This window comes from Brevibacterium aurantiacum (assembly GCF_003932995.1).
Lineage (GTDB): Bacteria > Actinomycetota > Actinomycetes > Actinomycetales > Brevibacteriaceae > Brevibacterium > Brevibacterium aurantiacum.
Genome location: NZ_CP025333.1, coordinates 1,936,773 through 1,962,341, shown reverse-complemented (window position 1 = coordinate 1,962,341; position 25,569 = coordinate 1,936,773). Strand labels below are relative to the sequence as shown.

Annotated in this window: 25 protein-coding genes and 1 tRNA gene; 7 read left to right on the top strand and 19 right to left on the bottom strand. The window is 62.9% G+C overall.

The features are described from left to right. Positions 1-52: 52 nt before the first annotated feature. Positions 53-1,426 (bottom strand): pyridoxal phosphate-dependent decarboxylase family protein, encoded by a 1,374-nt coding sequence (locus CXR25_RS09100; protein WP_009884193.1) that lies wholly within the window; start codon positions 1,424-1,426, stop codon positions 53-55. A gap of 188 nt (positions 1,427-1,614) precedes the next feature. On the opposite strand from CXR25_RS09100, the gene CXR25_RS09095 reads away from it, so the two are divergent. The 4 genes from CXR25_RS09095 (at position 1,615) to CXR25_RS09080 (ending at position 5,533) form a co-directional block, all read left to right on the top strand. After that, a complete protein-coding gene (locus CXR25_RS09095) occupies positions 1,615-2,505 on the top strand; it encodes a TetR family transcriptional regulator C-terminal domain-containing protein (protein WP_009884192.1) in 891 nt (296 codons plus the stop codon). Then, positions 2,502-3,413, top strand: a complete 912-nt coding sequence (locus CXR25_RS09090; protein WP_009884191.1) for a beta-keto acid cleavage family enzyme — start codon at positions 2,502-2,504, stop codon at positions 3,411-3,413. The genes CXR25_RS09095 and CXR25_RS09090 overlap by 4 nt, the downstream gene beginning before the upstream one ends. Further along, positions 3,410-4,906 carry a 3-hydroxyacyl-CoA dehydrogenase NAD-binding domain-containing protein gene (locus tag CXR25_RS09085; protein ID WP_069600077.1) on the top strand — a complete coding sequence of 499 codons (1,497 nt, stop codon included), beginning with the start codon at positions 3,410-3,412 and terminating at the stop codon, positions 4,904-4,906. Before CXR25_RS09090 ends, CXR25_RS09085 begins: the two co-directional genes overlap by 4 nt. A 75-nt stretch (positions 4,907-4,981) precedes the next feature. After that, positions 4,982-5,533, top strand: coding sequence for a YdeI/OmpD-associated family protein (locus tag CXR25_RS09080; RefSeq protein WP_069600076.1), 552 nt, complete (start codon positions 4,982-4,984; stop codon positions 5,531-5,533). A gap of 19 nt (positions 5,534-5,552) precedes the next feature. Here the strand turns inward: CXR25_RS09080 and CXR25_RS09075 are convergent, their stop codons facing one another. The 4 genes from CXR25_RS09075 to CXR25_RS09060 form a co-directional block, all read right to left on the bottom strand. Further along, positions 5,553-6,821 carry an MFS transporter gene (locus CXR25_RS09075; RefSeq protein WP_029417400.1) on the bottom strand — a complete coding sequence of 423 codons (1,269 nt, stop codon included), beginning with the start codon at positions 6,819-6,821 and terminating at the stop codon, positions 5,553-5,555. Beyond that, on the bottom strand, positions 6,818-8,182 hold the full coding sequence (locus tag CXR25_RS09070; protein WP_180959227.1) for a GH1 family beta-glucosidase: 1,365 nt from the start codon (positions 8,180-8,182) through the stop codon (positions 6,818-6,820). The genes CXR25_RS09075 and CXR25_RS09070 overlap by 4 nt, the downstream gene beginning before the upstream one ends. A 112-nt stretch (positions 8,183-8,294) precedes the next feature. Beyond that, positions 8,295-8,642, bottom strand: a complete 348-nt coding sequence (locus CXR25_RS09065; protein ID WP_241212407.1) for a DoxX family protein — start codon at positions 8,640-8,642, stop codon at positions 8,295-8,297. Between the two features lie 73 nt (positions 8,643-8,715). Continuing rightward, positions 8,716-8,788, bottom strand: a tRNA-Ala gene (locus CXR25_RS09060). A gap of 132 nt (positions 8,789-8,920) precedes the next feature. Between CXR25_RS09060 and CXR25_RS09055 the strand changes: the two genes are divergently transcribed. Both CXR25_RS09055 and CXR25_RS09050 read left to right on the top strand, forming a co-directional pair. Then, the gene (locus tag CXR25_RS09055; protein WP_069600073.1) at positions 8,921-10,129 is read left to right on the top strand and encodes an NAD(P)/FAD-dependent oxidoreductase; all 1,209 of its coding nucleotides are present in this window, start codon (positions 8,921-8,923) and stop codon (positions 10,127-10,129) included. 17 nt (positions 10,130-10,146) lie between these two features. Further along, the gene (locus tag CXR25_RS09050) at positions 10,147-10,869 is read left to right on the top strand and encodes an alpha-ketoglutarate-dependent dioxygenase AlkB family protein (protein ID WP_009884184.1); all 723 of its coding nucleotides are present in this window, start codon (positions 10,147-10,149) and stop codon (positions 10,867-10,869) included. Positions 10,870-10,909: 40 nt separating this feature from the next. Here CXR25_RS09050 and CXR25_RS09045 read toward each other — a convergent pair whose 3' ends face one another. From CXR25_RS09045 to CXR25_RS09020, 6 genes are read right to left on the bottom strand one after another with little or no spacing between them, the layout of a single operon-like run. Next, positions 10,910-11,314, bottom strand: coding sequence for a cation:proton antiporter (locus CXR25_RS09045; protein ID WP_009884183.1), 405 nt, complete (start codon positions 11,312-11,314; stop codon positions 10,910-10,912). Beyond that, positions 11,314-11,574: a monovalent cation/H+ antiporter complex subunit F gene (locus tag CXR25_RS09040; RefSeq protein ID WP_009884182.1), complete on the bottom strand. Its 261-nt coding sequence runs from the start codon at positions 11,572-11,574 to the stop codon at positions 11,314-11,316. Before CXR25_RS09040 ends, CXR25_RS09045 begins: the two co-directional genes overlap by 1 nt. Continuing rightward, the gene (locus CXR25_RS09035; protein WP_371860660.1) at positions 11,571-11,969 is read right to left on the bottom strand and encodes a Na+/H+ antiporter subunit E; all 399 of its coding nucleotides are present in this window, start codon (positions 11,967-11,969) and stop codon (positions 11,571-11,573) included. Before CXR25_RS09035 ends, CXR25_RS09040 begins: the two co-directional genes overlap by 4 nt. Continuing rightward, entirely contained in the window at positions 11,966-13,483 is a 1,518-nt protein-coding gene (locus CXR25_RS09030; protein WP_009884180.1) for a monovalent cation/H+ antiporter subunit D family protein, read from the bottom strand. Before CXR25_RS09030 ends, CXR25_RS09035 begins: the two co-directional genes overlap by 4 nt. Continuing rightward, positions 13,480-13,812, bottom strand: a complete 333-nt coding sequence (locus tag CXR25_RS09025; RefSeq protein ID WP_009884179.1) for a sodium:proton antiporter — start codon at positions 13,810-13,812, stop codon at positions 13,480-13,482. Before CXR25_RS09025 ends, CXR25_RS09030 begins: the two co-directional genes overlap by 4 nt. After that, the gene (locus CXR25_RS09020; RefSeq protein WP_125240526.1) at positions 13,809-16,883 is read right to left on the bottom strand and encodes a DUF4040 family protein; all 3,075 of its coding nucleotides are present in this window, start codon (positions 16,881-16,883) and stop codon (positions 13,809-13,811) included. The genes CXR25_RS09025 and CXR25_RS09020 overlap by 4 nt, the downstream gene beginning before the upstream one ends. Positions 16,884-17,007: 124 nt before the next feature. Between CXR25_RS09020 and CXR25_RS09015 the strand changes: the two genes are divergently transcribed. After that, on the top strand, positions 17,008-18,138 hold the full coding sequence (locus tag CXR25_RS09015) for a glycosyltransferase family 4 protein (protein ID WP_101583659.1): 1,131 nt from the start codon (positions 17,008-17,010) through the stop codon (positions 18,136-18,138). An 18-nt stretch (positions 18,139-18,156) separates the two neighbouring features. Here the strand turns inward: CXR25_RS09015 and CXR25_RS09010 are convergent, their stop codons facing one another. From CXR25_RS09010 to obgE, 8 genes are all read right to left on the bottom strand, one after another. Beyond that, positions 18,157-18,753, bottom strand: a complete 597-nt coding sequence (locus CXR25_RS09010; RefSeq protein ID WP_101583657.1) for a histidine phosphatase family protein — start codon at positions 18,751-18,753, stop codon at positions 18,157-18,159. Then, entirely contained in the window at positions 18,750-19,112 is a 363-nt protein-coding gene (rsfS, locus tag CXR25_RS09005) for a ribosome silencing factor (protein ID WP_009884175.1), read from the bottom strand. The genes CXR25_RS09010 and rsfS overlap by 4 nt, the downstream gene beginning before the upstream one ends. Before the next feature lie 44 nt (positions 19,113-19,156). Beyond that, positions 19,157-20,560, bottom strand: coding sequence for a hypothetical protein (locus CXR25_RS09000; RefSeq protein WP_096146469.1), 1,404 nt, complete (start codon positions 20,558-20,560; stop codon positions 19,157-19,159). Beyond that, positions 20,553-21,158, bottom strand: coding sequence for a nicotinate-nucleotide adenylyltransferase (nadD, locus tag CXR25_RS08995; protein ID WP_035279184.1), 606 nt, complete (start codon positions 21,156-21,158; stop codon positions 20,553-20,555). Before nadD ends, CXR25_RS09000 begins: the two co-directional genes overlap by 8 nt. Before the next feature lies 1 nt (position 21,159). Further along, complete coding sequence (locus CXR25_RS18640; protein WP_009884172.1) at positions 21,160-21,324, bottom strand: hypothetical protein; 165 nt, start codon at positions 21,322-21,324, stop codon at positions 21,160-21,162. A gap of 151 nt (positions 21,325-21,475) precedes the next feature. Continuing rightward, positions 21,476-22,765 (bottom strand): glutamate-5-semialdehyde dehydrogenase, encoded by a 1,290-nt coding sequence (locus CXR25_RS08990; protein WP_096146468.1) that lies wholly within the window; start codon positions 22,763-22,765, stop codon positions 21,476-21,478. Between the two features lie 3 nt (positions 22,766-22,768). Next, positions 22,769-23,935 (bottom strand): glutamate 5-kinase, encoded by a 1,167-nt coding sequence (proB, locus tag CXR25_RS08985; protein ID WP_009884170.1) that lies wholly within the window; start codon positions 23,933-23,935, stop codon positions 22,769-22,771. Further along, positions 23,932-25,494 (bottom strand): GTPase ObgE, encoded by a 1,563-nt coding sequence (obgE, locus tag CXR25_RS08980; protein WP_101638797.1) that lies wholly within the window; start codon positions 25,492-25,494, stop codon positions 23,932-23,934. The genes proB and obgE overlap by 4 nt, the downstream gene beginning before the upstream one ends. Positions 25,495-25,569 lie beyond the last annotated feature (75 nt).

The window sequence follows — 25,569 nt, the reverse complement described above, 5'->3', positions numbered from 1 at the left end:
CTCGGAACGGTGTCACCGCATAGGGAACAGCCTCACTGCATACGAACCGGCGTCACTCCACCGTGTCGAGAATGTCGACGAGATCCTCGAAAGTCGTCAGCGGGTTGACGATGGCAAACCTGGCGTTGGGCCGACCCTGGTGCGAGCTGGGCACGACGAAGGCCCGCTGATCCTCGAGCAGTCGGTCTGACCATCGCTGATAGTCCTCACGAGTCCAGTCATCGCGTTCGAAGACGACGACCGAGAGCTCGGGTTCACGAACGAGTCTGAGATTCGGCCGCTTCTTGATCTCTGTGCCGATCTGCATTGCCAGTTCGATCGAGTGGCTGATGGCTTCACGATAGGTCTCGGCACCATAGCTGGCCAGCGAGTACCACAAGGGCAGTCCACGCGGACGGCGGGTGAGCTGGATGGCGTAGTCGGAGGGACTCCACTCCTGGGACTCGGTGAGTGTGTCGAGGTATTCGGCCCTTTGGGTGTGCGCTCGCCGTCCCAGGTCAGGGTCGCGGTAGATGAGTGCGCAGGCGTCGAAGGGCGCGAACAGCCACTTGTGAGGATCGACGATGACGGAATCGGCGGACTCGACTCCGGCGAACTTGTGGCGTGCCAATGGCGAGAGCATCGCTGCCAGCCCATAGGCTCCATCGATGTGGAGCCAGAAGTCGTAGTCATCCTTGAGCGCCGCGATCCCGGCGATGTCATCGATGGTGCCGAAGTTCGTCGTACCCGAGGTCGCAACCACGGCGATGACGGCGTTGCCGTGCTCTTCGAGCGCGGCTCGCACGCCCTCGGGGCGCAGAATGCCGTCGTCACCTGTCGCTACAGGCGCCACATCGACGTCCATCACAGCGGCCGCTGAAGCGACCGAGGAGTGCGCTTCGGCACTGCACACGATGACCCAGCGACCCGGCTTCTCATCGCCGAGCTGGGCCTTGCGAGCGTCACGAGCCGCGACGAGGGCAGACAGGTTGCCGATCGTGCCGCCTTGGACGAAGACGCCGCCGGCGCTTTCCGGCAGTCCGAACTCGCCAGCCAGCCATGACAGCACTTCGTTTTCGGCATGGACGACGCCCGCACCTTCGAGCCACGACCCGCCGTAGAGCGCACTCGCGGAGACCACCAGGTCAAACGCCACGGCGGCCTTCGTCGGCGCGCTCGGGATGAAGGACAGGTACTTCGGGTGGTCTGTGGTGATGCAGGCCGGAGCGAAGATGTGCTCGAAGATCGCCAGTGCGCGAGACGAACCGACACCGTCTTCGGTGATGGTCGGCCCGGCCAGTCGTTTGAGTTCAGTCTCTGTCGTCGGATGGTCGAGCGGAGTGTCGACTGCCAAGGTCCGTCGTCGCGAATAGTCGAGGACGAGGTTGACAAGGTTTCGGGTCTCATCGGATACGACGTGCATTCGAGAGTGGAGATTGTCGGTCATGGAGTCCTCCTGGTGAAGGTGGCAGCAGCTGGTTCGTTCATCCCTTCGACAATATCCGCTCACTTGCCGCTCGTCGCGCTCCTTTAGGTCCGAATCTGGCGGTTCATGCTCAACGTCAACAATCGCAAGTTCTGATTACACATCAGCATTGCTTGCGATTTGCGCATGCAGACGATAGATTGGCGGCCATGACGGATCGCAAAGACGCCGACACCAGCGAAGGCGGGATCACTGCGCAGCGTGCCAAAGAGGCGCTGCGCGCCAGCGAACTGTCTCAGCGACATGTGGCCGCAAGCATCGGAATCGATGAGACCAAACTGTCGAAGTCCCTGTCTGGTCGGCGCAGATTCGGCACCGCAGAGCTCCTCGGTCTTGCCACCGCGACAGGAGTGACTGTCAGGTGGCTGCTCGGTGACGAATCACAGGTGTCCGCGACTCCCCTGCGATTCCAAACCGGTTCTGACCAGGCACCGACACCGCCCCCGGGCTCCTCACCGCGCAGGCTCATCGTCGAGACCGCATGGGACCTCTTCGCCCGCCACGGCTACGACACCGTACGGATCGTCGACATCGCCGAAGCCGCGGGAGTCTCGAACGCGAGCATCCACTACTACTTCAACGGCAAGTCCGATCTCTTCGACGCAGCACTCGACTACTCGGTCAAACTCGCCTTCGATCGACAGGTCGCCTGGCTCGGAGAGATTCCCAGCCCACATCGCCGGCTCGAACGCCTGCTCGAACTGCAGTCTCCCATCGGCCGCACCGCACGCAGCGAGTGGTCCATCTGGCTCCAGACTTGGGCCAGGCTCGGCCTTGAAGACCCCTACAGCTCTGACTATCCGGCGCATTACGAACGCTGGTCCCAGACCGTGCGCTCCACCATCGAAGCAGGTCAGTCAGAGGGTCTCTTCCGCCACGGTGACAGTACCGCCATGACCGATGAGCTGACATCGCTGATCGACGGACTCGGAGTCAAAGTACTCACCGGAATCATGGACCCCGCGACATTCCGGCGCCGTCTGTCCAGCTACCTCAAACGCGCAATCGTCAAACCCAACCCTGATGAGGAGTCATCATGAATCGCAAGGTCATTCTCACCTGCGCCGTCACCGGCGCCGGCGATACAGCGAACAAGAGCGAACACGTTCCAGTCACTCCGCAGGAGATCGCCGACGACGCGATCGCCGCAGCTCGGGCCGGAGCCTCTGTGGTGCACGTCCACGTCCGCGACCTCGACACCAAGCAGGGTTCCCGCGAGGTCGCCCACTACCGAGAGGTCGTCCGCCTCATCCGCGCCTCCGATGTCGACCCGGTCATCAACCTCACCGCAGGCATGGGCGGAGACCTCGTCGTCGACCCTCAGGATCCGACAACACAGATGCCGGGCACCGATCTCGTCAATGCCTTGGAGCGGCTCCCCCATGTCGAGGAGCTTCTGCCTGAGATCTGCACTCTCGACTGCGGTTCGCTGAATTTCGGCGACGGCTCCAACATCTACGTGTCCACGCCCGACATGCTGCGTGAAGGCTCGAAGAAGATCCAGACTCTGGGGGTCCGACCCGAGCTCGAGATCTTCGACACCGGCAACCTGTGGTTCGCCAATGTGCTCGTCGAAGAGGGTCTCATCGACCCGCCGCCGCTGTATCAGCTGTGCATGGGAGTGCCTTACGGCGCACCGGTCGATGCCGGACTGCTGACGGCGATGGTGAACATGCTCCCGACAGGTGCCCAATTCACGTCCTTCGCCATCGGTCGCAATCAGCTGCCGTGGGTGGCCCAATCCGTGCTCGCCGGAGGCCACGCTCGGGTCGGACTCGAGGACAATCTGTACCTGGCCAAAGGGGTCAAGGCCACCAATGCGTCACTGACCGAACGTGCCGTCGACATCATCGAGGGCCTGGGCGCCGACGTCGCCACACCTGACGAGGCTCGCCAGATCCTTGATCTGCGCGTGCAGACGCCGATGGTGACAGGACTCGACCTGTGAGCGCGGCGATCACTGCTCCGTCCTATCCTGACATCGAGTCGATCACCACGGTCACCTGCATCGGAGCCGGCACCATCGGCGGGGGCTGGGCAGCGTATTTCCTCGCTCAGGGCTTCACCGTCAAGGTCTGGGACCCGGCACCTGATGCGGCCGAGAAGCTGACTCGCCTGATCGACGCGGCATGGCCTGCCCTGGCCGAACTCGACATGGTCGCAGGTGCTGACAAGGACGCCTGGACGGTGCACACCGACCTCGCCGAGGCGGTCGCCGGAACCGGATTCGTCCAGGAGTCCGCCCCGGAGAACCTCGAACTCAAACGCAGCCTCCTTTCCAGCATCGATGCGGTGTGTGACGAACATGTGGTCATCGGCTCCTCCACCTCGGGCTACAGCATGACCGAGATGGCACTCGATGCCGAGCATCCCGAGCGCCTGGTTGTCGGGCATCCGTTCAATCCGCCGTACCTCATTCCGCTCGTCGAGGTCGTCGGTGGAGAGTCCACTGCCGTCGAGGCTGTCGACTGGGCGGCCGAGTTCTACACTCGCGTCGGGAAGTCCGTCATCAGAATGGACCACGAGGTCCCCGGCTTCATCGCCAACCGTCTTCAAGAGGCGCAATGGCGAGAGGCCCTGCACATGATCGACCAGGGTGAGGCGACGGTCGAGCAGATCGACCGTTCAATCACCGATGGTCCCGGTCTCCGCTGGCCCTTCCAGGGACCGATGCTGACCTTCCACCTGGCCGGCGGTGAGGGCGGGATGGCGCACATGCTCGACCACTTCGGTCCGTCGCTGAAGTCCCCTTGGACACGGCTCGAGGCCCCGGAGCTCACCCAGAAGCTGCGTGACGATGTCGTGGCCGGTTGTGATGTGGCTGCAGGAGACAGCACCATTCCCGACCTCATCGCCACCCGGGATGCGGGCATCATCGCGTTGCGCAGGCTCACCGCCGACCTAGAGTCCACGCGAGAGACCAAGGCCCGAACCACCTCGGCGACCAATGTCCCGGCAGGATCAGTGCACCCGGATACGGCTTCTCCTGGGAACAGCGAGCCGAGCGAGCTTGATGACTATCAGACCCAGGTCGTCGCTGAGTGGATCGACTACAACGGCCACATGTCCGAGGCCTTCTACGTCCTGGTCTTCGGCTTCGCCACCAACCAGGTCATGGACCAGATCGGCCTCGACCAGGCATACCGGGAGGCGCACTCCACCTCGCTCTACACCGTCGAATCCCACATCCGCTACCTCGACGAGGTCAGCCTCGGCCAGAAGCTGCAGGTCACGCCCACTCTCGTCGCGGCGGGGGCGAAGAAGCTGCACCTGGCCTACGAAATGCGAGTCGAGGGGAAACTCGTGGCCACTGAGGAGATCGTCGCCCTGCATGTGGACCAAGAATCGGGCACGACCGTCCCTTTCCCCACAGAGGTGAGTGAACGCATCGGGCAGATCCGATGTGCCTCGCCCGACTGGGTGGGCTCACAGCTGGGATGATCCGAACACAGGTGGCGCCACAACCGGTCAGGAATCAAGAAGTCACCTGCCGGGTGGGGCGCTATTCTGGTGACCATGAGCACGAAGACGAACACACCCACGGCCATCGAGTTCTCCGCAACGCTGGAGGTCATCAACGAGAGGACCATCCTGCGCCTGCCCGCCGAGGCCAGCGCGGAGCTGCCCTCCCGCGGGCAGGTTGCCGCTCAGGGGACGGCGGGCGGTGTGGACTTCACTACGGTGGTCGAGCCCGACGGCATGCGCGGACATTGGATCAATGTCACCAACGAGCTGTCTGCAGCGCTCAATGCCAAGGTGGACGATGAAGTGGATGTGTCGCTGACTCCTACAAAGGAATGGCCGGAGACCTCGATCCCCGATGACTTCGGGGCAGCCCTCGAAGACGCACCCGAACTCACCGAGGTCTGGGCGAGCCTGACGCCGATGGCGCGGTGGGAATGGGTGAGATGGATCCAGGCGACGAAGAACGCTGAGACTCGTGCCCGCCGCGTCGAGGTTGCGATCTCGAAGTTGGAGTCAGGGAAACGCCGTCCCTGCTGCTTCGATCTGGCGTCCTGCACCGATCCCGAGCTGGCGAAGAGCGGGAAGCTCCTCGGCATCTCCTGACGTCGCCCGGCGAGCAGCCTCAGCGCACCGGAAGGGTCTTCGGGCGTACCGTCAGCGTCATCACCGCACCGAGGATCGAGACACACGCGGCTGCGGCGAAGAGCAGCCAGAAACCTCCGACGAGGGCCACGAGTCCCGCTCCCAGCAGTGGCCCGACAAGCTGTCCGAGAGCGGCGGAATTGTTGACCATGCTCAGATCGCGTGCGTGGTCATCGGGATCGAGCAGCAGGTCGGTGGCGAAGGCCAGACTGACCGCCATGTACGCGCCGTAACCGGTGCCCATGACAGCAGCTGCGATAGCGGTGGTGAGGAATTCCGGGCTGATGAGGATGATGACACCAGAACAGGCCTGCACCAGCGCCGAGGCGATCGTCCAGAAGCGACGATTCCCGGAACGATCCGAGATGGTTCCCAGCACGATCGAGGAGATCACGACGAAGATCGTGTAGATGACGATCAGGACGAGCAGTTTGTCCTCGGCACTGTCTGCGGGGACTCCGATTCCGTAGATGAGGAAGAAGAGCAGCAGCGAGGTGCCGAAGGCGTTGCCCACGTTGACGACGAACCTCGAGACGAGCAGCCACTTGAAGTTGTGGTCGAGCAGCGAAGAGATCCGAGCCCGGGTGATCGGCTCCCGTCCCTCATGCAGGGCGAGGATCCTCGGGTGGTCCGGAGCGGGATCGGGCAGGAGGAACGCGGTGCCCACCCCGACGACGGTGATGATCGCAGCCAGGAGCGCATAGGAGGCACCGAGTCCAAGGCCCAGGAGCACGACCGCCCCGACGCCGACGACGATCCCGACAGCCTGGGCCGAGCTCGCCGATGCCGATGCCGTTCCCCGCTGTGAGTCCAGCTGGTCGGCGATGAGGGCCGTCAGCGCGGCAGAGGCGATGGCCACCGAGACTGAGACGACGACCCAGGCGGCTCCGACGAACAGCGGTCCCTGCGCCCACCCGGTGAGTAGGAGGCCGATGGCGGCCCCCAGCGATCCGCCGATGGCCCAGGGGCGGCGGCGTCCGAGACGCGAGCGTGTGCGGTCGGAGAGACTCCCTGCGATCGGGGCCGCGACGATGCCGGCGAGTCCGCCTGCGGAGAGCACGACTCCGGACCAGACGACTCCGTGGAGCCAGTGCCCGCTCTGCGTATCCAGCTGCAAAGGCAGGAGCAGCTGGATAGGAGTCAGCTGAACCGTCCAGATGGCCAGCCAGGCCAGAGTGAACCACACCATCCACAGGGGCCCGACCCTTTTTCCCGTTCGGTGGCCCGTTCCTGGTAGGTTCGCGCTCATGCCCGAACCGAAGCGATGAGGTCCCGGTACCACTGATATGAGGACTTCGGGGTTCGGTGCCCGGTGTTCATGTCCACATGAACGAGCCCGAAGCGCTGGGTGTATCCGTCCGCCCATTCGAAGTTGTCCAGCAGCGACCACACGGTGTAGCCGACGATGGCAACACCGGCCACGATCGCCTCGGCGACAGCCTCGAGATGTTCGTGTAGGTAGGCGATGCGCTCATCGTCTCTGATCGGTTCGGTGCCCACCTCGGGTTCGGGAAAGGACGCACCGTTTTCAGAGATCACGATGGGTGGCAGCTTGGACCCATAGCGTGTGCGCATATCGATGAGGAAGTCTCTGAGCGTATCCGGTCGGATCGGCCACAGCGGCCCGAATCCGGTGGTCGCAGCACCCGGGGTCGGAACCATCTCGAAGGGCAGTGGCCCTTCGCCGACTCCGCGCACCGTGGTCGGGTTGTAGTAGTTGAACCCGTACACATCGCAGGGTGTGGAGATGAGTTCCATGTCCCCGTCGCGGATCGGCATCTGGGCGCCGAGTGCTTCAAGATCCGGGTACTCCCCCAGCAGCAGCGGATCGGCGAAGAGACGGTTGTAGATGAGATCGAGGGTCGCCGCCGCTTCGTGGTCAGCCTCAGCATCCGTCTCGGGAAGGATGAGACTGTGGTTGATTGCCGGGGCCACCTGCTCGGCGCCGTGCTCACGCAGTATCGTCGTGGCAGTCCCGTGAGCCAGGAGTTGGTGATGGACCGTGGGCAGCGCGTCGAAGAGCATCGTGTGCCCCGGTGCGAGTTCTCCAAGTGCATAGCCCTGAAGCGAGGTCGAGGCCGGTTCGTTGATCGTGTACCAATGGCGGACACGATCGCCGAGGCGGTCCGCCACGGCATCGACATAGTCGCCGAAGCGATGAACAGTGTCCCTGTTCAACCAGCCGCCCGCTGCTTCAAGTGCAGTGGGCAGGTCCCAATGATAGAGAGTGGGTTCCGGTGTGACTCCGACACCCAGAAGCTCGTCGACGACGCGATCGTAATAGTCCAGGCCGGCTGTGTTGGGCTTCGTCCCAGCCATACCATCGGCGATGATACGGACCCAGGAGATGGAGAATCGGTAGCGGTCCACGCCGAGACCGGCCAGCAACGCTGCATCCTCAGCGCTGCGGTGATAGCTGTCGGGTCCCGGGTCTGCGGTGCTGGAGTCGATGACGTTGCCGGGCTCATCAACGAACTCATCCCAGATCGACCGCCCTCGGCCGTCCAGTGTTCGTGCGCCCTCGATCTGGAACGCGGAGGTGGCTGTTGAGAAGCGCAGACCGCTCAATGTCTGCAGTGCCCGTGGGGCAAACTCCGGTGTCCCTGCCATTCTCAGAATATGTCATGGAAGAGGCCCTGCCGCAAGACGGTGGCCAGGGTGAACACTGGAATCACGCGAATCTCAATCCCAAGTTCAGTTCTCCGTGTCAGAGGTGCGGATCTCAGCGCGAGACTTTGGTCCGATCCTTCGCGATGTTCCATGACATCCACACGAGCGGAACCTGCAGCGGCAGACGGGCGAGGGCGATCGCACGTCCACGAGGATTGTGCCAGTGCTTCTTCACCGTATAGATATTGGCAGGGTAGATCGCGACCATGAGTACAGCGGCTGCCATTCCGCCCAGTCGGCGTGTGGGTGGCAGCGCCAGGAGAGTCGCGCATCCGAGTTCGGCGACACCACTGGCGTAGGTGATGAAGCGTGGATCACCCAAACGGGGCGGAACAATCGAATCGAAAGTCTCGGGTCTGAAGAAGTGTGTGAGACCGGCAAGCCCGAGAATTCCGGTCATGGTCGCTGATTGTCGCCGCACTGCCTGTGGCTTCATCTCGCGATCACCTCTGCGCATATGCGAAACCATTCTGTGGAGCTTAGGGGAATCGAACCCCTGACCTTTTCATTGCGAACGAAACGCTCTACCAACTGAGCTAAAGCCCCTTCGTTCTTCACTTTACGCCGAAGGTCCCGTCGTGCACAAAACGGCGTCCTACCAGCGCAGGTCCGGCATCGGTTGACTCGCTGAGGCAGGCGGTACAAGGTGGAAGAAACCCCCTCGAGGAAGGACAGACAATGGCTCAGGAATTCGGAACCGTCATCATCGGTGCAGGAATCGGCGGCGGAACCGCAGTCGAGGCTCTTCGCGACGGTGGCTACACCGGGTCGATCGCTCTCATCGGCGCCGATCCGGCAGCCCCCTACTACCGTCCGGATCTGTCGAAGAATGTCATGCTCGAAGGCTCGGATCCTGCGGAGTCCGCGCTGCGTGGTGAGGACTGGTACCCCGCCCACGATGTTACGACGTTCTTCGGCACCACGGTCACAGGCCTGGATCCCCAGCAGCAGCGCCTCACCCTCGACAACGGCGAGAACCTGGTCTACGGACAGGTGATCCTGGCGACCGGTGCCACCCCGCGCACCCTGGATGTTCCGGGTGCCGATCTGGGCAATATCCATACCCTGCGCGATGCCGGTGATGCCGTGGCCATCCGCTCGCAGCTCAGTCGGGGCAGCAAGGTCGTCATCATCGGAGGCGGCTGGGTCGGCCTCGAAGTCGCTGCGGCTGCCCAGAATGCCGGCAGCGATGTCACCGTCGTCCTGCGTTCGACTCCCCCACTCAAGTCGGCCCTCGGGAAGGAGATCGGCGAGTACTTCGAAGAGCTGCACAAGGCCAACGGCATCAAGTTCGTCACCGAGGCTGAGACCAACGGGTTCTCGGGAACGAAGGCCGTCGAATCCGTCAAGACCAGTGCCGGTGACCTTCCTGCCGACCTGGTCGTCGTGGGAATCGGTGCAGATCCCACCATTGACCTTGCCGTATCTGCTGGTCTGGAGACCGATAACGGCGTCCTCGTCGATGAGCATATGCGCTCCAGCGATGCCAATATCCTGGCCATCGGTGACATCGCGGCGGCGCAGAACACGCTGCTCAACCAGCGTCTGCGCGTTGAGCACTGGGACAACGCGGTTCGTCAGGCCGAAGTCGCAGCAGCGACCATCACCGGTGGAGACAAGGAATACGACTGGGAACCCTACTTCTACACCGACCAGTACGATCTCGGCATGGAGTACGTCGGCCACGGCTCAAGTGACGATGACGTCGTCATCCGCGGCGACAAATCAAGCGGGGAGTTCATTGTCTTCTGGACTCGCGGCGGAGACGTCACCGCCGCAATGAACGTCAACATCTGGGATGTCGGTGACGAACTCCGGGCACTCATCGGCAAGAAGGTGTCCGCCGCACAGCTGCAGGATCAGTCGATCGAGCTCACAGACCTCTGAGTTCGAATCGTCCTGCCATGGAGTCACTCTTCGCCGACGAGGCCTTCGACCGCCGCCCCCGTGTCATCGCACCGGGGGCGGTGTGGGTACCGGGGTTCCTCGATGCCGCTGCTCAGACCTGGATCATCCGGCAGTACGCGAAGTGGCAGTCGGGACCGGTGCCGGCACATGCGACGTCGATCGCCGGGCATCCGATGAGTGTGAGAACCATCGGCCTCGGCTGGCACTGGCAGCCCGGCCGCTATGATCGGCACGCGCGTGACGTCAACGGCCAGCGCGTCCTGTCGTTCCCGGATTGGATGACTCGCCTGGGCCGCCGAGTCGTCTCCCACGCCGCCGAGGTGGTCGCCGATGATCCCGACTCCCCCGCTGATGCACCCAACCTGTGGGGATTTCTGCCCGAGGAATACAGTCCCGATGTGGCGCTCGTCAACTATTACGACGGTCAGGCGAAGATGGGAATGCACCAGGACAAGGACGAGCTCGATCCCGCTCCTGTCGTGTCACTGTCCCTCGGTGACACCTGCATCTTCCGGTTCGGCAACACCGACAACCGCAACAAGCCCTATGAGGACATTCGTCTGGCCTCCGGCGATGCCTTCGTCTTCGGAGGGCCCGCCCGCTTCGCTTTTCACGGGGTGACGAAGATCCTCGACGCTACCGCACCCGAGCACGGACGGCTGGATCACCTCGGCGGGGGCAGGATCAACATCACGATGCGCACCACCGGCAGGAACTAGCCTGTCGGGGTCCCGAACTCAACTGCCAGGACCCACCAGATCAGGCCCCAGCCCTCGGATGATCAGGATAGTCGGGGTCGTCGTCAACGATGCCTGCTGGTGGGCGGGCCAACCGATTCGGCGCTGTCTTGCGGTAGACGGGCTGCCCGGAGAGCACACTGGCTCGCGAAAGCGTGTTGCTGGCCACGGACGAGACGATGATCAGGCACAGCACGGCGATGAGGGCCATGAGCAGCGAGCCCCAGCTGAATCCCTCCGAATGAAGGTCATAGACGTAGGCGGCCGCGACGATCAACGGCATCCCCAGGCCCGTGGCCGGTGAGAACACGTTGATCCGGGACAAAGCGTCACGTACCCGGAACATCGCAATTGCGGAGAACAGCATGAGCAGGGAGCCAGTGATCCCGAGAATACCGACCAGAGTGGTTGCCACAGCATCATTCATCAACGCAACCCCCTCGTGAGGATCCGCGACAGTGCGATGGTGGCAAGAATGCCGACCATGGACGACAGGAAGATCGCGTCGAGGATGATCGAGGAGGAGACGAGAATTCCGAACATGGTGAGCATGCCGATGGCGGAGAAGTACATGAGATCGCTGACGATCGCGCGTGAACCTAGGTCCTTGGCGGTCAGCACGCGGACCAGGCCCACAATGACAGCCGCGGCGAGGATGATGATGCAGATGCTGACGACGATGGTCATGGGCTTCCTTCCTCGTGTTCGACCTCGGTGACGGTGCTTGCGGCAGTCGTTGGAGCCCGGCCTCGCGTCATCGCGAGCAGACGCGACTCCATGTCGTACAGGCCCTCCAATGCGGATTCCTCGGAATCTTCGAACAGGGCATGGACGAAGAGCACCGGCGGCTGTGTGGAGGTACCTGCGGCAATGGCCGTGACCAAGGTTCCGGGGGTGATCGTGATCGACGAGGCGAACATGGTTACCTCAAGGTCGGTGACGCACCTCAACGGGACCTCGACGATCATCGGCTGCGCGTACTGACCGGGCCGGAACAGTCGGGTGACGATGGTCGCCGACCCGGTCACGATGGCCCAGCCGATGTAGGCGAGATAGGCGATGCCGTGGACGAATCGCATCATGGCGTCGTCACCGCCTCGATGTAGGCGCTGTGGTCGAGCAGCCCAGCCGCGGCGCGGGCAGTGATCTCGAACAGCGGCTCGGGGTAGACGAAGATGGCCACGGACACTCCGATCATGATCGTACCCGGGACCAGCAGGCGTGCGGGAATCCGGACGCTGTTCGGAATGGGCTCGGCCGGGGCGCGGCCGGTCTCAGCCGAATCGGGGCGGTACGTCTGCATCGGCGGTCCCCAGAAGGTGTTGCGCCACATGCGCTGGAGAGTGAGCAGACTGATGACCGCTCCGATCACGATCGCCGCGACCAGCCACCAGCCCAGTGCATCTCCGCTGCCGGTGGCGGCCGTGATGAGTCCGACCTTTCCCCAGAGTCCGGAGGTCGGTGGGAGGCCGATAAGTGAGAACAGGCCGAGGACCATCAGGATCGTCGCCCACCTCTCTCTGCCGGCCAGCCCGGTCAGCTTTTTGAACGAGCCGCTGCCGTAGGTCTGTTCGACCGCTCCCATGATCAGCAGAAGGCCCGACATCGTGATCATGTGGTGGACCATGTAGAAGGCTCCTGCGCCCAACGCCGTCGAGGTCAGAAGCACAACACCAAGCAGAATATGTCCGACGCCGCTCGTCATCTGGAAGGCGAGGACATTGCGGACCCTGTTCTGCCCGATTCCGGACAGCGAACCGATGATGATGCTGGCCAAAGCGATGATGACGATGACGTTGACCCAGGCAGCAGGCTCGCCGTACATGGTGGTGTAGATCCGGTAGATCGCGTAGAGGGCGACCTTCGAGTGCAGACCTGAGAACAACGACATCATTCCGGCCGAGGTGTTCGGGTAGCTGCGCACCAGCCAACCGTGGAAGGGTGCGCCCCCGGCTTTGATGATCAGCGCGAAGAGGACGACGCCGATGGCCAGAGCCCCCTGCCCGGTCGGTGCCCCCATCTCGGCGAGGACCGCGATGTTCACGGTGCCCGTGGCTCCGTAGACGAAGCCGACACCGATGAGCAGGATCGTCGAGGTCAGGAGGTTGACCATGACATACATGCGACCCACGCCGAGGCGGCGCCAGGTTCCGGTGACCGCGATGAGTGCGTAGGCCGGCAGCACCATGACCTCGACGAAGACGAAGAAGTTGAAGAGGTCCCCTGTCAGCAGTGCACCGTAGACGCCGGTGAGCATCATCAGGATCAGGGCAGGGACGAAACGGTACTGGTCCTCACCCGTCGTGATCAGGAAGATGCAGCTCGCGATAGCGGTGGCGGACGTCAGTACCAGCATCAGAGCGGTGAATGTATCGGAAACGAACGGGATCGCCAACCCGGGGACGTAGCCGCCCACAGAGTGGGCAAGAACCGGCTCATGTTGGTGGACGAAGAGCAGCACGACGCCGAATATGCCGACGAAGCTCGGAGCCGCCAGCAGCAGGACGCGATCGACGGTGCGTGAGGTGATGAGCACGCTCAGGGCTGATGCCAACAATGGCACGCCGATGAGCAGGAGGAGGAGTGCCGGATTCATGATTCGCGCTCCTCCCCGGTCTCAGGGGCCCGTCTCTGATCATCGTCGTGGCCGAGAACAGCGAGTGCAAGCATGAAGATCGTCACCGCCAGGGTGATGACGATGGCGGTGAGAACGAAGGCCTGCGGCAACGGGTCGGCTGCCACGCTCTGGTCCCCACGATTGCTCAAGGGCTCGACGCGCCAGGCGCTGACCCCTGCGGAGAGCAGGATGAAGTTCGCAGCATGGGAGATGAGTGTCAGTCCGAAGACGCCTCGGACCATGGATCGCTGCATCATCAGATACACGCCGCCTGCGGTGAGCACACCGATCGTGAGGGCAAGGATCATTTCGCACCCTCCTGTGCATCTGTTGGTGGCTGATCCGGTTGAGTGTCGCTCGACCGCTCTATGGGCGCATCGCCGTGCAGGATATGCGTTGACGAGGCCTTGACCTTCGCATCGGGGTTGCCGGCCCTTGATCGACGTTCGTGAGTCGGACGTTCCCCTCTGATCGCGTCCATCGGTCCGCTCAGCTCTCCGTATATCAGTTCGTCGGCACGCTCGCGGGTCAGTTCCACGTCACGATGGATGATGCCATTGGTGAGAACATCGTCGCCAGCGGGCGTGGCCGCAGAGTCCGAGACGCCGAGGATGTTGAACGACAGCAGGATCAGTCCGACCACCGCCAGATATACCCCGAGGTCGAAGATCATCGATGTTGTGAAGTGCTGCCCGAGGAAGTAGCCGTGCATCGGCTCGAGGAACGAGCCGGCGAAGATGAGACCGATGAAACCGGTGGCCACCGCAGTGGCGACACCGAACCCGATCAGGTACAGCGGCGCCTTCGGCGGACCGATCGCTCGGTCCTTGGCCGTCGACATGTACAGCAGTCCGATGACCGCTGAACCGACCAGCGCCGCGATGAAGCCTCCGCCGGGTTCGTTGTGGCCGCGCCAGAAGATCACGAGTGAGGTGATCGCCAGCAGGGGGCCGAGGATCTTGATCGCGAGCTTAGGCGGTATCACGTTGGGCCAGGCCTCATGGACGGCTCGATAGGCGGTTGTGCCGCGGGGTCGGATGGAGACCCAGGCCTGCCGCGGGGGTTCGGGAATGTTCTCGGCGGGCGGGTCGATGAACTTGTCCTTGACCGTCGACATCACCGCAACGATCGCGATCCCGGCCATGCCGAGGACGGTGAGCTCTCCGAGTGTGTCCAGGGCACGGAACTCGACGAGAATGGTATTGACGATGTTGTGTCCGCCGCTGATGTCGGGGGCGTTCTCAATATAGAACTGGCCGAGGTCGGACCGTTCTCGGCGTCCATTCAGAGCCAGAGTCAGTACCGTCGCTGCGAGGCCGACGATGATCGCAAAGATCGCCCGTGTGGCCTGCAGACGCTTGGGATATCTCCAGAACGAACGCGGGAGCTTCTGCAGCACCAGCATGATGACGATGATCGTCATCGCCTCGACCAACAGCTGGGTAAGGGTGACGTCCGGGGCGCCGAGTGCCAGAATCTGCACGGTCGCCAGAATGCCGACTCCGGAGAGGGCCACGACCGTGGTCAGACGCGAATGCGAGGTGCAGACGACGAGGACGGCGATGGTGATAAGGACAAGGAGAACGATGTCGATGGGACGCCACAGACCTTCCTGCAGCGGAGGCAGCTCCGGATAGATGATCGGCACCGCGGTGAAGGCGAGCACGGCGAGACCGCCCAGCGACATTGCCAGGTAGGGACCGGAATTCATCGGCTTGACGAAGACGCCGAGGCTTCGGCCGGCCCTGCGCAGGGCCCAGGTGAGACCGTTGATGACGTCGGCTCCATCGAAGCCGAGGGTGGCGCGGTGGAAGAAGACGAACACGCGGGACCGATTGAGGATGATGATCACACCGATCGCGATGATCAGCAGTGAAGCGATGAGTTCGACGTTCACCCCGTGCCACAATGCCAGATGTACGGAACCCGTTGATTCGTACAGGGCAGCCCTGACCGCCTGGCTGATGGGGTTGTCGAAGACGAACAGTGCGAAACTCAGCGGAAGCGAGGCGAGGATCGGCACCGCGGCGGCAATAAGCATGACCGGAGAACCGTGACCCAGACGCGCTCGCTCCACAGGCTTGCCGTCGATGAACGCACCCCACACGGTCTTCGCGCAGTAGGCGAAAGTGAGCACCGAGGCACCGACGGCCACCAGCAGAGCCGCCCACCCGGTCCAGGCAGAACCGGGAGTATCGCCGAAGGCAGTGAACAGTGCCTCCTTCGACACGAACCCGAGCAGCGGCGGTATGCCCGACATGGAGGCACAGCCGACGATCATGACGATGAACGATGCCGGTGCCGCGCGCATCAGTTGTGGAATTCGGGTCAGTTCGCGGGTTCCGGCGAGGTGATCGACGACGCCGACCATCATGAACAGACCGGATTTGAAGAGGGCGTGGGCGATGACGTGCAACGTCGCGGCGGCGATCGCTGCCTCGGAGCCGATGCCGATCACCGCAGTGATGAGTCCCAGCTGAGAGACCGTGGAATAGGCCATCAGCTTCTTGACGTCGTATTGATTGAGGGCGAACCACCCGCCGATGCAGGCAGTGATCAGACCGGCGACGATGAGCAGAGTGTTCCACGCCGGCGTGGCATGGAATGCCGGGGTGAAACGCAACAGCAGGAAGATGCCGGCCTTGACCACGGCGGCCGCGTGCAGATACGCGGAGACCGGAGTAGCAGCGGCCATCGCATCGGGCAGCCACGAGTGGAACGGGAACTGAGCCGACTTGGTCATCGCTGCAACGGCGATGAGGACTGCGACCAAGCTCGTCACCGGCGATTGGGCTGACCAGACCGGCGAGCTCAGTGCCTCGTGAACGTTCGTGGTGCCGGTCACTGCGATGATCACACCGGTGGCCACCAGGAGGGACAATCCGCCGATGAAGGTGATGAACATGGTGCGCAGCGCCGGCGCTTGACCGGGCGAGCCGGACCTGGCGATGAGGAAGAACGAGGCCAGGGAGGTCAGCTCCCAGCAGACGAAGAGCACCAGAAGGTCGTTGCTGAGGACGAGCATGACCATCGAGAAGGTGAAGATCACCATCAGCCAGTAGAAGCTCGTGTTCCGTCCACGTTCCAGGTATCCGGTCGAATAGACGAAGACGACGGCCCCGATGATCAGCGCGATGTAGGTGAAGATGACGCCGATGCCGTCGGCGCGCAGCGCCAGGTCGACACCGAAGGTGGGAATCCACTGGTAGCTCACTTCCGGGGTGGACCCGGCCATCACCTCGGCGGCGGTGGGGGTGAACAGGCCTGCGATGCCCAGGTAGGCCGCGGCCAGGAGCCAACCACTGGCCCGGCCCAGCACACGCGTGATGAAGGGTGTGACAATGATGAGGGCGGCGAGAGCGACAACCGTTAGGATCATGGTCGAGACCTCAGGGCCCCGGACGCAGGTGATGCTTCCTTCACTCACTGACCCTTCGACAAAAAGAACGCAGACTCTGGCAGACGCAGACTTACAGATGATCAGACTATCGACTCGGAGTTCCATGAGCAAAAGCACAGGCCGCCCTCAGACGAGCGACACGATCCGCGTGTTCTTCGATGCTCGCTTCACCCGCACAACCCATCATGACGGCATCTCCCGTTATGGTTCATGCCTGCTTGAGGCCCTGCTCAACGCCGTTGCCGGAACTGACATCGAGGTTACTGCGATCATCAGTGACGAAGATCAGCTCGCTCTTCTGCCGAAATGCCGGTGGGTCAAGCTCAACTCCCCCACCTCCGCAAAGGAGGTCGTCATCGCCAAGAAGCTCAACGACCTCGGCGCCGACGTCGTCTTCTCCACCATGCAGGTCATGGGGTCCACGGGACGCCGCTACGGGCTCATTCTCACCGTCCACGACCTCATCTACTATTCGCATCCCCTGCCCCCGGCAGATCTCCCGGCAGCTGTGCGACTGCTGTGGCGGGCCTACCACCTCAGCTTTGCCCCGCAGCGACTGCTGCTGGGTCGCGCCGACGCGATCGCAGCGGTGAGCCAGACGACGAAGGGGCTCATCGCCGATCACCGCCTGTCGTCGAAGCCGGTGACCGTGGTCTCCAATGCCGCCGAGGTTGCTGTTGCCGGATCCAGGTCAGTGAACCGACACGATGCACGGTCTTTGGTCTACATGGGTACGTTCCTGCCGTATAAGAACGTCGAAACCCTCATCGGTTCGCTGCAGCACCTGCCGGGGTGGACCCTGCACATTGCCAGCCGCATCGACGGAAGGCGCGAGGCCGCGCTGCGAGCTCTCATCCCTGACCGGGCGAAGGTGATCTTCCACCGAGGTGTCAGCGATGAGGAATACGCTGCGCTGCTCGAGGGTGCGACCGCTCTGGTCACGGCGTCTCAGGAAGAGGGATTCGGACTCCCCGTCATCGAGGCGATGGCCCAGGGTGTGCCGGTGGCGATCTCGGACATTGCGATCTTCCACGAAATCGCCGGGGACGCCGCCGTATACTTCGACCCCGATGATGCCGGTGACGTGGCGGCTGGGATCGCTCGCCTCACCGATGCGAAGCTGTGGTCAGAACTCTCTGCTGCGGGCCAGAAGCAGGCAACGTCTTTCGACTGGAACTCATCGGCTCAGGCGCTGATAGGAATGATCCGCCAGGTGCACGCACTGCGACAGTAGGCCCGGTGGGCGCGCGTGTCAGGAAGGAACAGTGCCCCAGCTGCGCAGGATCCAGTTGGTTCCGGTGAACGCGAATTCCCCGTGTCCGCAGTTGCCGAGGACAGCCAGACGACCGGGCCCGTCCATGCCGAGCAGCAGTTCTGCAGCTGCCCGCAGGACCGCGCCGTGAGCGGCGATGACGATCGTCTGTGCTTGAGTTCCATTGACGATCTCGGTGATCGCCGAGGCGACGCGCTGGCCTGACTCGGATCGTGATTCCCCGCCGGGAGGGTTCATATCGGCTCCGCTGAGCCATTGTTCGAGTGCGTCGGGCCAGGTGGTGCTGAGTTCGTCGCGAGTGTGGCCTTCCCACTGGCCGAAGGCAGTCTCCCGCAGACGGTCATCGCGGGTCACCTGGATGTTCAGACGGGAAGCCAGTTCGTCGGCCGTGTCAGCGGCTCGTGACAGGTCTGAGGAGACGATGAGTTCAGGTGCCAGTTCGCTGAGGTAGCTCGCTGCCTGCGCTGCCTGTCTCCGGCCGAGGTCGTTGAGGGGGATGTCGGACTGCCCCTGGAACCGGCGTTCGACGTTGTAGTCCGTCTGGCCGTGGCGCCAGAAGATGACGGTCTTGGTCATCGAGCGTCGTCAGCGCCGGAATGTTCCGGCAGCTCCAGATCAATGACCGGGCAGTCCTTCCATAGACGTTCGAGCGCGTAGTATTCGCGCTGTTCGGGCGAGAAGACATGGACGACGATGTCGCCGAAGTCGAGCAGCACCCAATCACCGCTCCCCCGGCCTTCACGACGCAGGGGTGTGCGACCATAGGTCGTCTGCACAGCTTCTTCGACAGCGTCGACGATCGATCCGATCTGCCGATCGTTCTCCGCTGAGATGATGAGGAAGGCGTCAGTGATGTAGAGAGTGGCACTCACATCAAGAGCCACCTGATCGGTGCCGAGCTTGTCGTCCGCCGCACGTGCGGCGGTCCTCAGCATTTGGGTTGATTCAACGATCTCGCTCACAAGAGCCTTTCAGATGATTACAGCAACATGACCAGTGCAATGACGATGAGTGCGACTGCGAAGAGCGCAGCGACACCCAGCACTACATAGGGTACTTTGGATGGTTCTTCGCCAACAAGAATGCGACCGTCGTGACCGGTGACCTCGCTGGCGCGGATGCGCGTTCCCGGAGGATTCTCGGTCTCTTCGTCCTCATAGTCAGAGTTGGGCAGTGCCCAGGCCTCTGGCACGGTCTCCATCGGACGTGTTTCCGGATTGGCTGCCAGCGCGCGGGCGGCATCATCGGATGAGGTCGAAGACTCTTCCGCGGACTGTGCCTCGGGAACAGGGGCGAATCCGTTCGCGGTGCTTCCGGTGCCCGGCGTGCCAGGAGCCGAGGAATCGACTTTCGAGTCCCTCGTCTCGTTCGAGTCCCGTGCCTCATTCGAGTCCGAACGGTTCGTATTCGGCCCGCCGGATCCCGGGCGAGCATCGGTACTGGTGTCTGCGTCGTCGACTGCAGGAATCTGGGCCGAGGCAGCCGTGACGACTCGCACTCCCGAGCTGCTCGGCGGCTTCACGATGGGCATCCGTCGTGAACGGCTCGTCTCGCCGGTCTCTTCCTCGGTCTCATCGGTGAGCGCATCGGCGTCGACACGCTCATCGCGGTCCCCGTGTGCGGGCTGCTCGGGCGCCGCTGTCGCAGAGTCGGCTGTCTCAGCTGAAGCGATTTCGGCAGCGGGAACCTCGTGCTGCTTCGGCGCCGAGGTGGCTCCGGGGGCAGGTGTTCCTGCGATAGGTGTTGCCGTTGGCTCTTCGACGTCCAGTTGCTCAATCGGCTGGGACAGTGCGTCCTGTGGGTCATCGTCGAGAGCGGTGGGACGGGGGGCCGAATCGGCGGTGACGGGAGCTTCGAAGTCTCGTGCGGCGACTTCATCAGCCGATCCGCCGAATCCTGCCGCATCAACGGAATCGCTGTCGGTGACAGCTGCGCTGTCCGGACCCTCTGGGGAGGTCTCGTCCTCTGCTGTCTCCTCGGGCCCGGCGATGACCGGAATCGCGCCGGTGGAGACGTCGCCTTCCAGGGACAGCCCGTTGTCGCGCAGGTACTTCTTTCGCGCGGTGCGTGATTCGAAATGAGGCAGTGGGGCTCGTTGCGGGTCGAGGCGGTCCTCGGTGTCGACAGGAGCTTGTGATTCCTGCGGCTGGTCCGTGACCTCACCAGGCTCCGCTTCCGATCCGGTCGGCGTTGGCTCGGGCGTCGTCGTTCGCGGCTCCGGCGCCTGAGCGGGTGCGGGCGGCTGGTTCAGCAGTTCGGCCCGATTGGTCGGTGACGGTTCGCTCGGCTGCTCAGGTGTCTCTCGTGCTTCGAACGCCTGTTCTGCAGCCAGCCGCTCGGCTTCTCGCCTGGCGCGACGTGACGTGAACTGCTCCTCAGCCATTTTCACTCCTGTACAACTCGTATTTCGCGATGTACTGAACGACCCCATCCGGTACGAGATACCAGACAGGCGCCCCATCCATCACCCGTAGTCTGCAATCCGTGGAAGAGATCGACAGTGCAGGAATCTGCACCAAGCTCAATCGATCCACCGGAAGACCTTCACTGCGAAGTTCGTGTCCCGGTCGGCTCACTCCGACGAAGTGAGCCAAGGAAAACAGCTCATCTACATTCTTCCACGTCAGAATCTGAGCCAAAGCGTCCGCGCCGGTGATGAAGAACATCTCTGTGCCGGTTCCGTAGCTTCTGGCCAGGTCACGAAGCGTATCGATCGTGTAGGTCGGCCCCGGGCGATCGACGTCGGCCCGGGAGACGGTGAAGCGCGGGTTGGACGCGGTTGCGATGACTGTCATCAGATACCGATGTTCGGCGCTGGTGACCTCTTCGACGTCCTTCTGATACGGACGGCCGGTGGGCACGAAGACCACCTCGTCGAGATCGAAGGTCGACTGCACCTCGCTGGCGGCGACCAGGTGACCGTGGTGAATGGGGTCGAAGGTGCCGCCCATGACACCGACCCTGCGTGTTTGCTTTGCCATATCAGTGGCGGTTGGAGATGCCCTTCCACGACCGCGTCACTGCTGCCATCGAGAGGAAGATCGCGAGGGTGATGAGTCCGAAGAAGATCGGGTCCATCGGCAATTCGGTGTGGTGGGCTGCCTTCTCCGCGCCTTCGGCGACGGTGGTCAACAGTGCTGCATTCACGTGTTCTCTCCTTATCAGTGATGCTGACGCGGTGTGTCTGCGTCACAGTGCTTATGGCTTCAGTTTCTCATGAACTGTGAGACAAGTGAACATCGACATGAGGTTGAGCGTGATCGGAGTTCGCCGTCGGCGCTCTCTGACCTGGGCCGTGTCAGTTCCGGATCTGTCCATTGCCTATCATGACCCATTTCGTGGTCGTCAGCTGTTCGACGCCCATGGGTCCACGGGCATGGAGCTTCTGGGTTGAGATACCGACCTCGGCGCCGAAGCCGAGCTCTCCCCCATCGGTGAATCGTGTGGAGACGTTGACTCCGACCGCTGCGGCATCGATGGCTGTGACGAATGTCTCGGCGTTGTCGAGGTCCTTGGTCACGATCACCTCGGTATGGCCGGAGGAATAGGCGCGGATATGCTCGATGGCTTCGTCGATTCCCGACACGACCTTCACCGCGAGTTCGAGGTCCAGATATTCCTTCGCCCAGTCGCGTCGAGACACGCGCTTGACCTTCATCGTCTCTGGTGCCAGTGCCGCGACGGTGGTGTCGGCGTGCAGAACGACCCCGGCCTTGTCGAGTCGGTCGAGGATCTTGGGAAGGACGCGCTTGGCTGCCTTCTCATGAACCAGCAGAGTTTCCAACGAGTTGCAGACACTGGGTCGATGCGTCTTCGAGTTGACGACGAGGTCGACCGAGTTCTTCACCGTAGCGGATGAATCGATGAACATATGGACGTTCCCGATTCCGGTTTCGATGACCGGAACCAGCGATTCCTGCACCACAGTGTTGATGAGCTCGGCACCGCCTCGTGGAATGAGGAGGTCGACGTAGTCACGCGCGTTCATGAGCACTGTGGCGCCGTCGCGTCCGTATTGGTCGATTCCGTTGATCGAATCTGCGGGAAGACCTGCCGACTCCACGGCTTTGCGCAGCACAGAGACGATCTCAGTGTTGGTGTTCTGTGCGGCGGAGCCTCCGCGCAGCACAGTGGCGTTGCCGGCCTTGAGTGCCAGGATCGCGATGTCGACGGTGACGTTGGGGCGAGCTTCGTAGATCGCGCCGATCACGCCCATCGGCACACGGTTCTGGGTCAGACGGATGCCGTTGGGCAGGACCCTTCCGACCACGACGTTGCCCACGGGGTCGTCAAGATCGATGATCGTTCCGACCGATGTGGCGATGGCTTCGATGCGATCATGATCGAGTCGAAGTCGGTCGAGGAGACCGGCGTTCATCCCGTTGTCGATACCGGCGGCGATGTCGACTTCATTGGCTTTGACGATTCGGTCTGAATTCTCACTCAGAGCATCTGCGATCGCGCGCAGACCGGCGTCTTTCTCTGCCGTCGACGAGGTGGCCAAGTGAGCTGCGGCGCTCTTGGCGTTGCGGACGACTCTCGTCACACCCCGGACGGTCTTCGGGTGTATCTCGGATACAGCGGTCATGGACTATCTCCCCCCGCTCACGTGAGTGAGTACGAGATCATTGCGATGGATGACCTCTTTACGGTAATCATTTCCCAGTCGGGTGCCAAGTTCGTCCGTGGAGAAGCCGAACATCGCGGGCAGCTCATGGGCTGAGAAGTTGGTCATTCCACGGGCGATGACCGTGCCGTCGAGGCTTCTGATCTCGATGGGGTCACCCGCCTCGAAGTCACCGGTGACACCTGTGACTCCGGCAGCCAGCAGGGAGGTTCCTCTGGAGAGCACTGCCGATTCGGCGCCCTTGTCGATCGTCACCGAGCCGAAGGTGCGAGCCAGATGCCGCAGCCACAGCAGCCGGGTCCCGCGCCGTTTGTGCGTCACGGCGAACCAGGTGCCCACATGTTCACCGCCGAGCACTCCAGAGACCTTCTCCGCGGAGGTCAGTACTGCTGGGATCCCTGAGTCGGCCACCATCAGCGCGGCTTCGACCTTCGTCGCCATGCCCCCGGTTCCCGTGCCGGCCGATCCGGTTCCGCCGATGGCGATGTCCCCGAGGTCGGCGATGCTGGAGACGTGTTCGATGCGCACCGATTCAGGCAGATTCGGCGGCCCGGAGTACAGGGCGTCGACGTCGGACAGGAGCACGAGAGCATCGGCGTGTGAGAGATGTGCGACGAGAGCGGCAAGGCGATCATTGTCGCCGAAACGGATCTCTTCGGTCGCCACAGCGTCGTTCTCATTGACGATCGGCAAGGTCCCGAGCGCAAGCAGCTTGTCGATGGCGCGTTGGGCGTTCTTGTATCTGGTGCGACGGATCAGATCATCGGCGGAGAGCAGGACCTGTCCTGGGACCAGATCGTAGCGACCAAGAGCCCGAGTGTAGGCGGCCATCAGCAGACCTTGGCCGACTCCGGCCGCAGCCTGCTGTGTGGCCAGGTCACGTGGCCGTTTGTACAGCCCCATGGGTTCGAGTCCGGCGGCGATCGCACCGGAGGACACGAGGATGACCTCATGACCTGCGGCACGATGGGCACCGATGACATCGGTCAGTGCAATCAGCTTCGCCTCGTCCAAACCTCCGTCGAGGGTCGTCAGCGACGAGGAGCCGACCTTGATCACGATGCGCCGGGCCGTGGCGATATCCGTGCGCACCGGGTGGTTCTCAGTTACGGAGGACGAACTCTCGATCATTCCTGACCGGACTCCGCATCGGAGACGAACGCGCCCGAGCTTTCCCGGCTGCGGACAGCGCGCTCAGCAAGACGCTCCTGTTCCTGCTCGGCCCGGACTGCGGCCTTGGCATCCATGCGGTCGTGGAATGCCGCCTTGCGCTCCTTGCGTGTCGACCGTGTGTCGTCTTCCAAACGCAGGTCTGTACCGCGGCTGCCCAACAGCTCGGCACCGCCCACACTTGTCGGATCCCAGTCGAAGACGACACCGTCATCTCCGCCGATCACGATCGTGTCGCCGGGCTTGGCACCGGCCTTGAACAGAGATTCTTCGACGCCGAGACGATCGAGCCGGTCGGCGAGATAACCGACAGCCTCATCATTGGCGAAGTCTGTCTGGCGCACCCAGCGTTCGGGCTTGACTCCGCGGATCCGGAAGACAGGACCGTCGTCATCGCTTTCGGCCTGCACCTGGAATCCGCGGTCGTCGACTGCCCGAGGACGAATGACGACGCGCTGCGGCGTGGCTTCGAACTCTGCCCGACGCTCACGTTCAGCGGTGACGAGTTCTGCCATGGCGAATGAGAGTTCCCGCAGACCGGTGTGGCTGACGGCGGAGATCTCGAACACCCGATAGCCAGCGGCTTCGAGGTCCGGGCGGACGATATCGGCTAGGTCATGGCCATCGGGAATGTCGACCTTGTTGAGCGCCACCAGCTTCGGACGTTCGGACAGAGGCAGCAGCCCGCTTCCGTCGTCGAGGTCGACCGCGTAGGCGGCGAGTTCGGATTCGATGATCGTCAGGTCCGAGACTGGATCACGGCCCGGCTCCCACGTCGCCATGTCAACGACGTGGACCAAAGCGGCACAGCGTTCGACGTGGCGCAGGAACTCCAGGCCCAGCCCCTTGCCCTCCGACGCACCCGGGATGAGTCCCGGGACATCGGCGATCGTGTAGCGCACATCCCCGGCCTGGACCACGCCGAGGTTGGGCACGAGTGTCGTGAACGGGTAGTCCGCGATCTTCGGCTTGGCCTCAGACATAGCGGCGATGAGGCTGGATTTGCCGGCTGAGGGGTATCCGACGAGCGCGATGTCCGCAATCGTCTTCAGTTCCAGCACCAAGCTCAGTGCTTCGCCAGGTTCGCCCAACAGGGCGAAGCCCGGAGCCTTGCGCTTCGACGATGCCAGAGCCGCGTTGCCGAGTCCGCCGCGGCCACCTGCGGCAGCAACGTATTCGGTTCCGGGTTCGACGAGGTCAGCGATGATCTCGCCGTCCTGGCTCTTCACAACCGTGCCCTCTGGGACAGCGATGACGAGATCTCCCCCGTCAGCGCCATGACGCAGATCGCCCTTCCCGATTCCGCCGTCGTCTGCGGTCAGGTGCGGACGGTGGTGCAATGGCAGCAGCGTGGTGGTCTGGGTGTCGACGACGAATTTGACGTCACCGCCCTGACCTCCGTTGGCGCCGTCAGGTCCGCCAAGAGGTTTGAACTTCTCGCGCCTGATCGAGGCGCAGCCGTTGCCGCCGTCACCGGCGGAGAGATGGACTGTGACACGGTCTATGAACTCGGTGGCCATAATGTCCTTATATCAGATGAAGGGTGAGTCTCGAGACTCACCCTTCATGGACCCCTAACAGGGGAAAAACAGAAC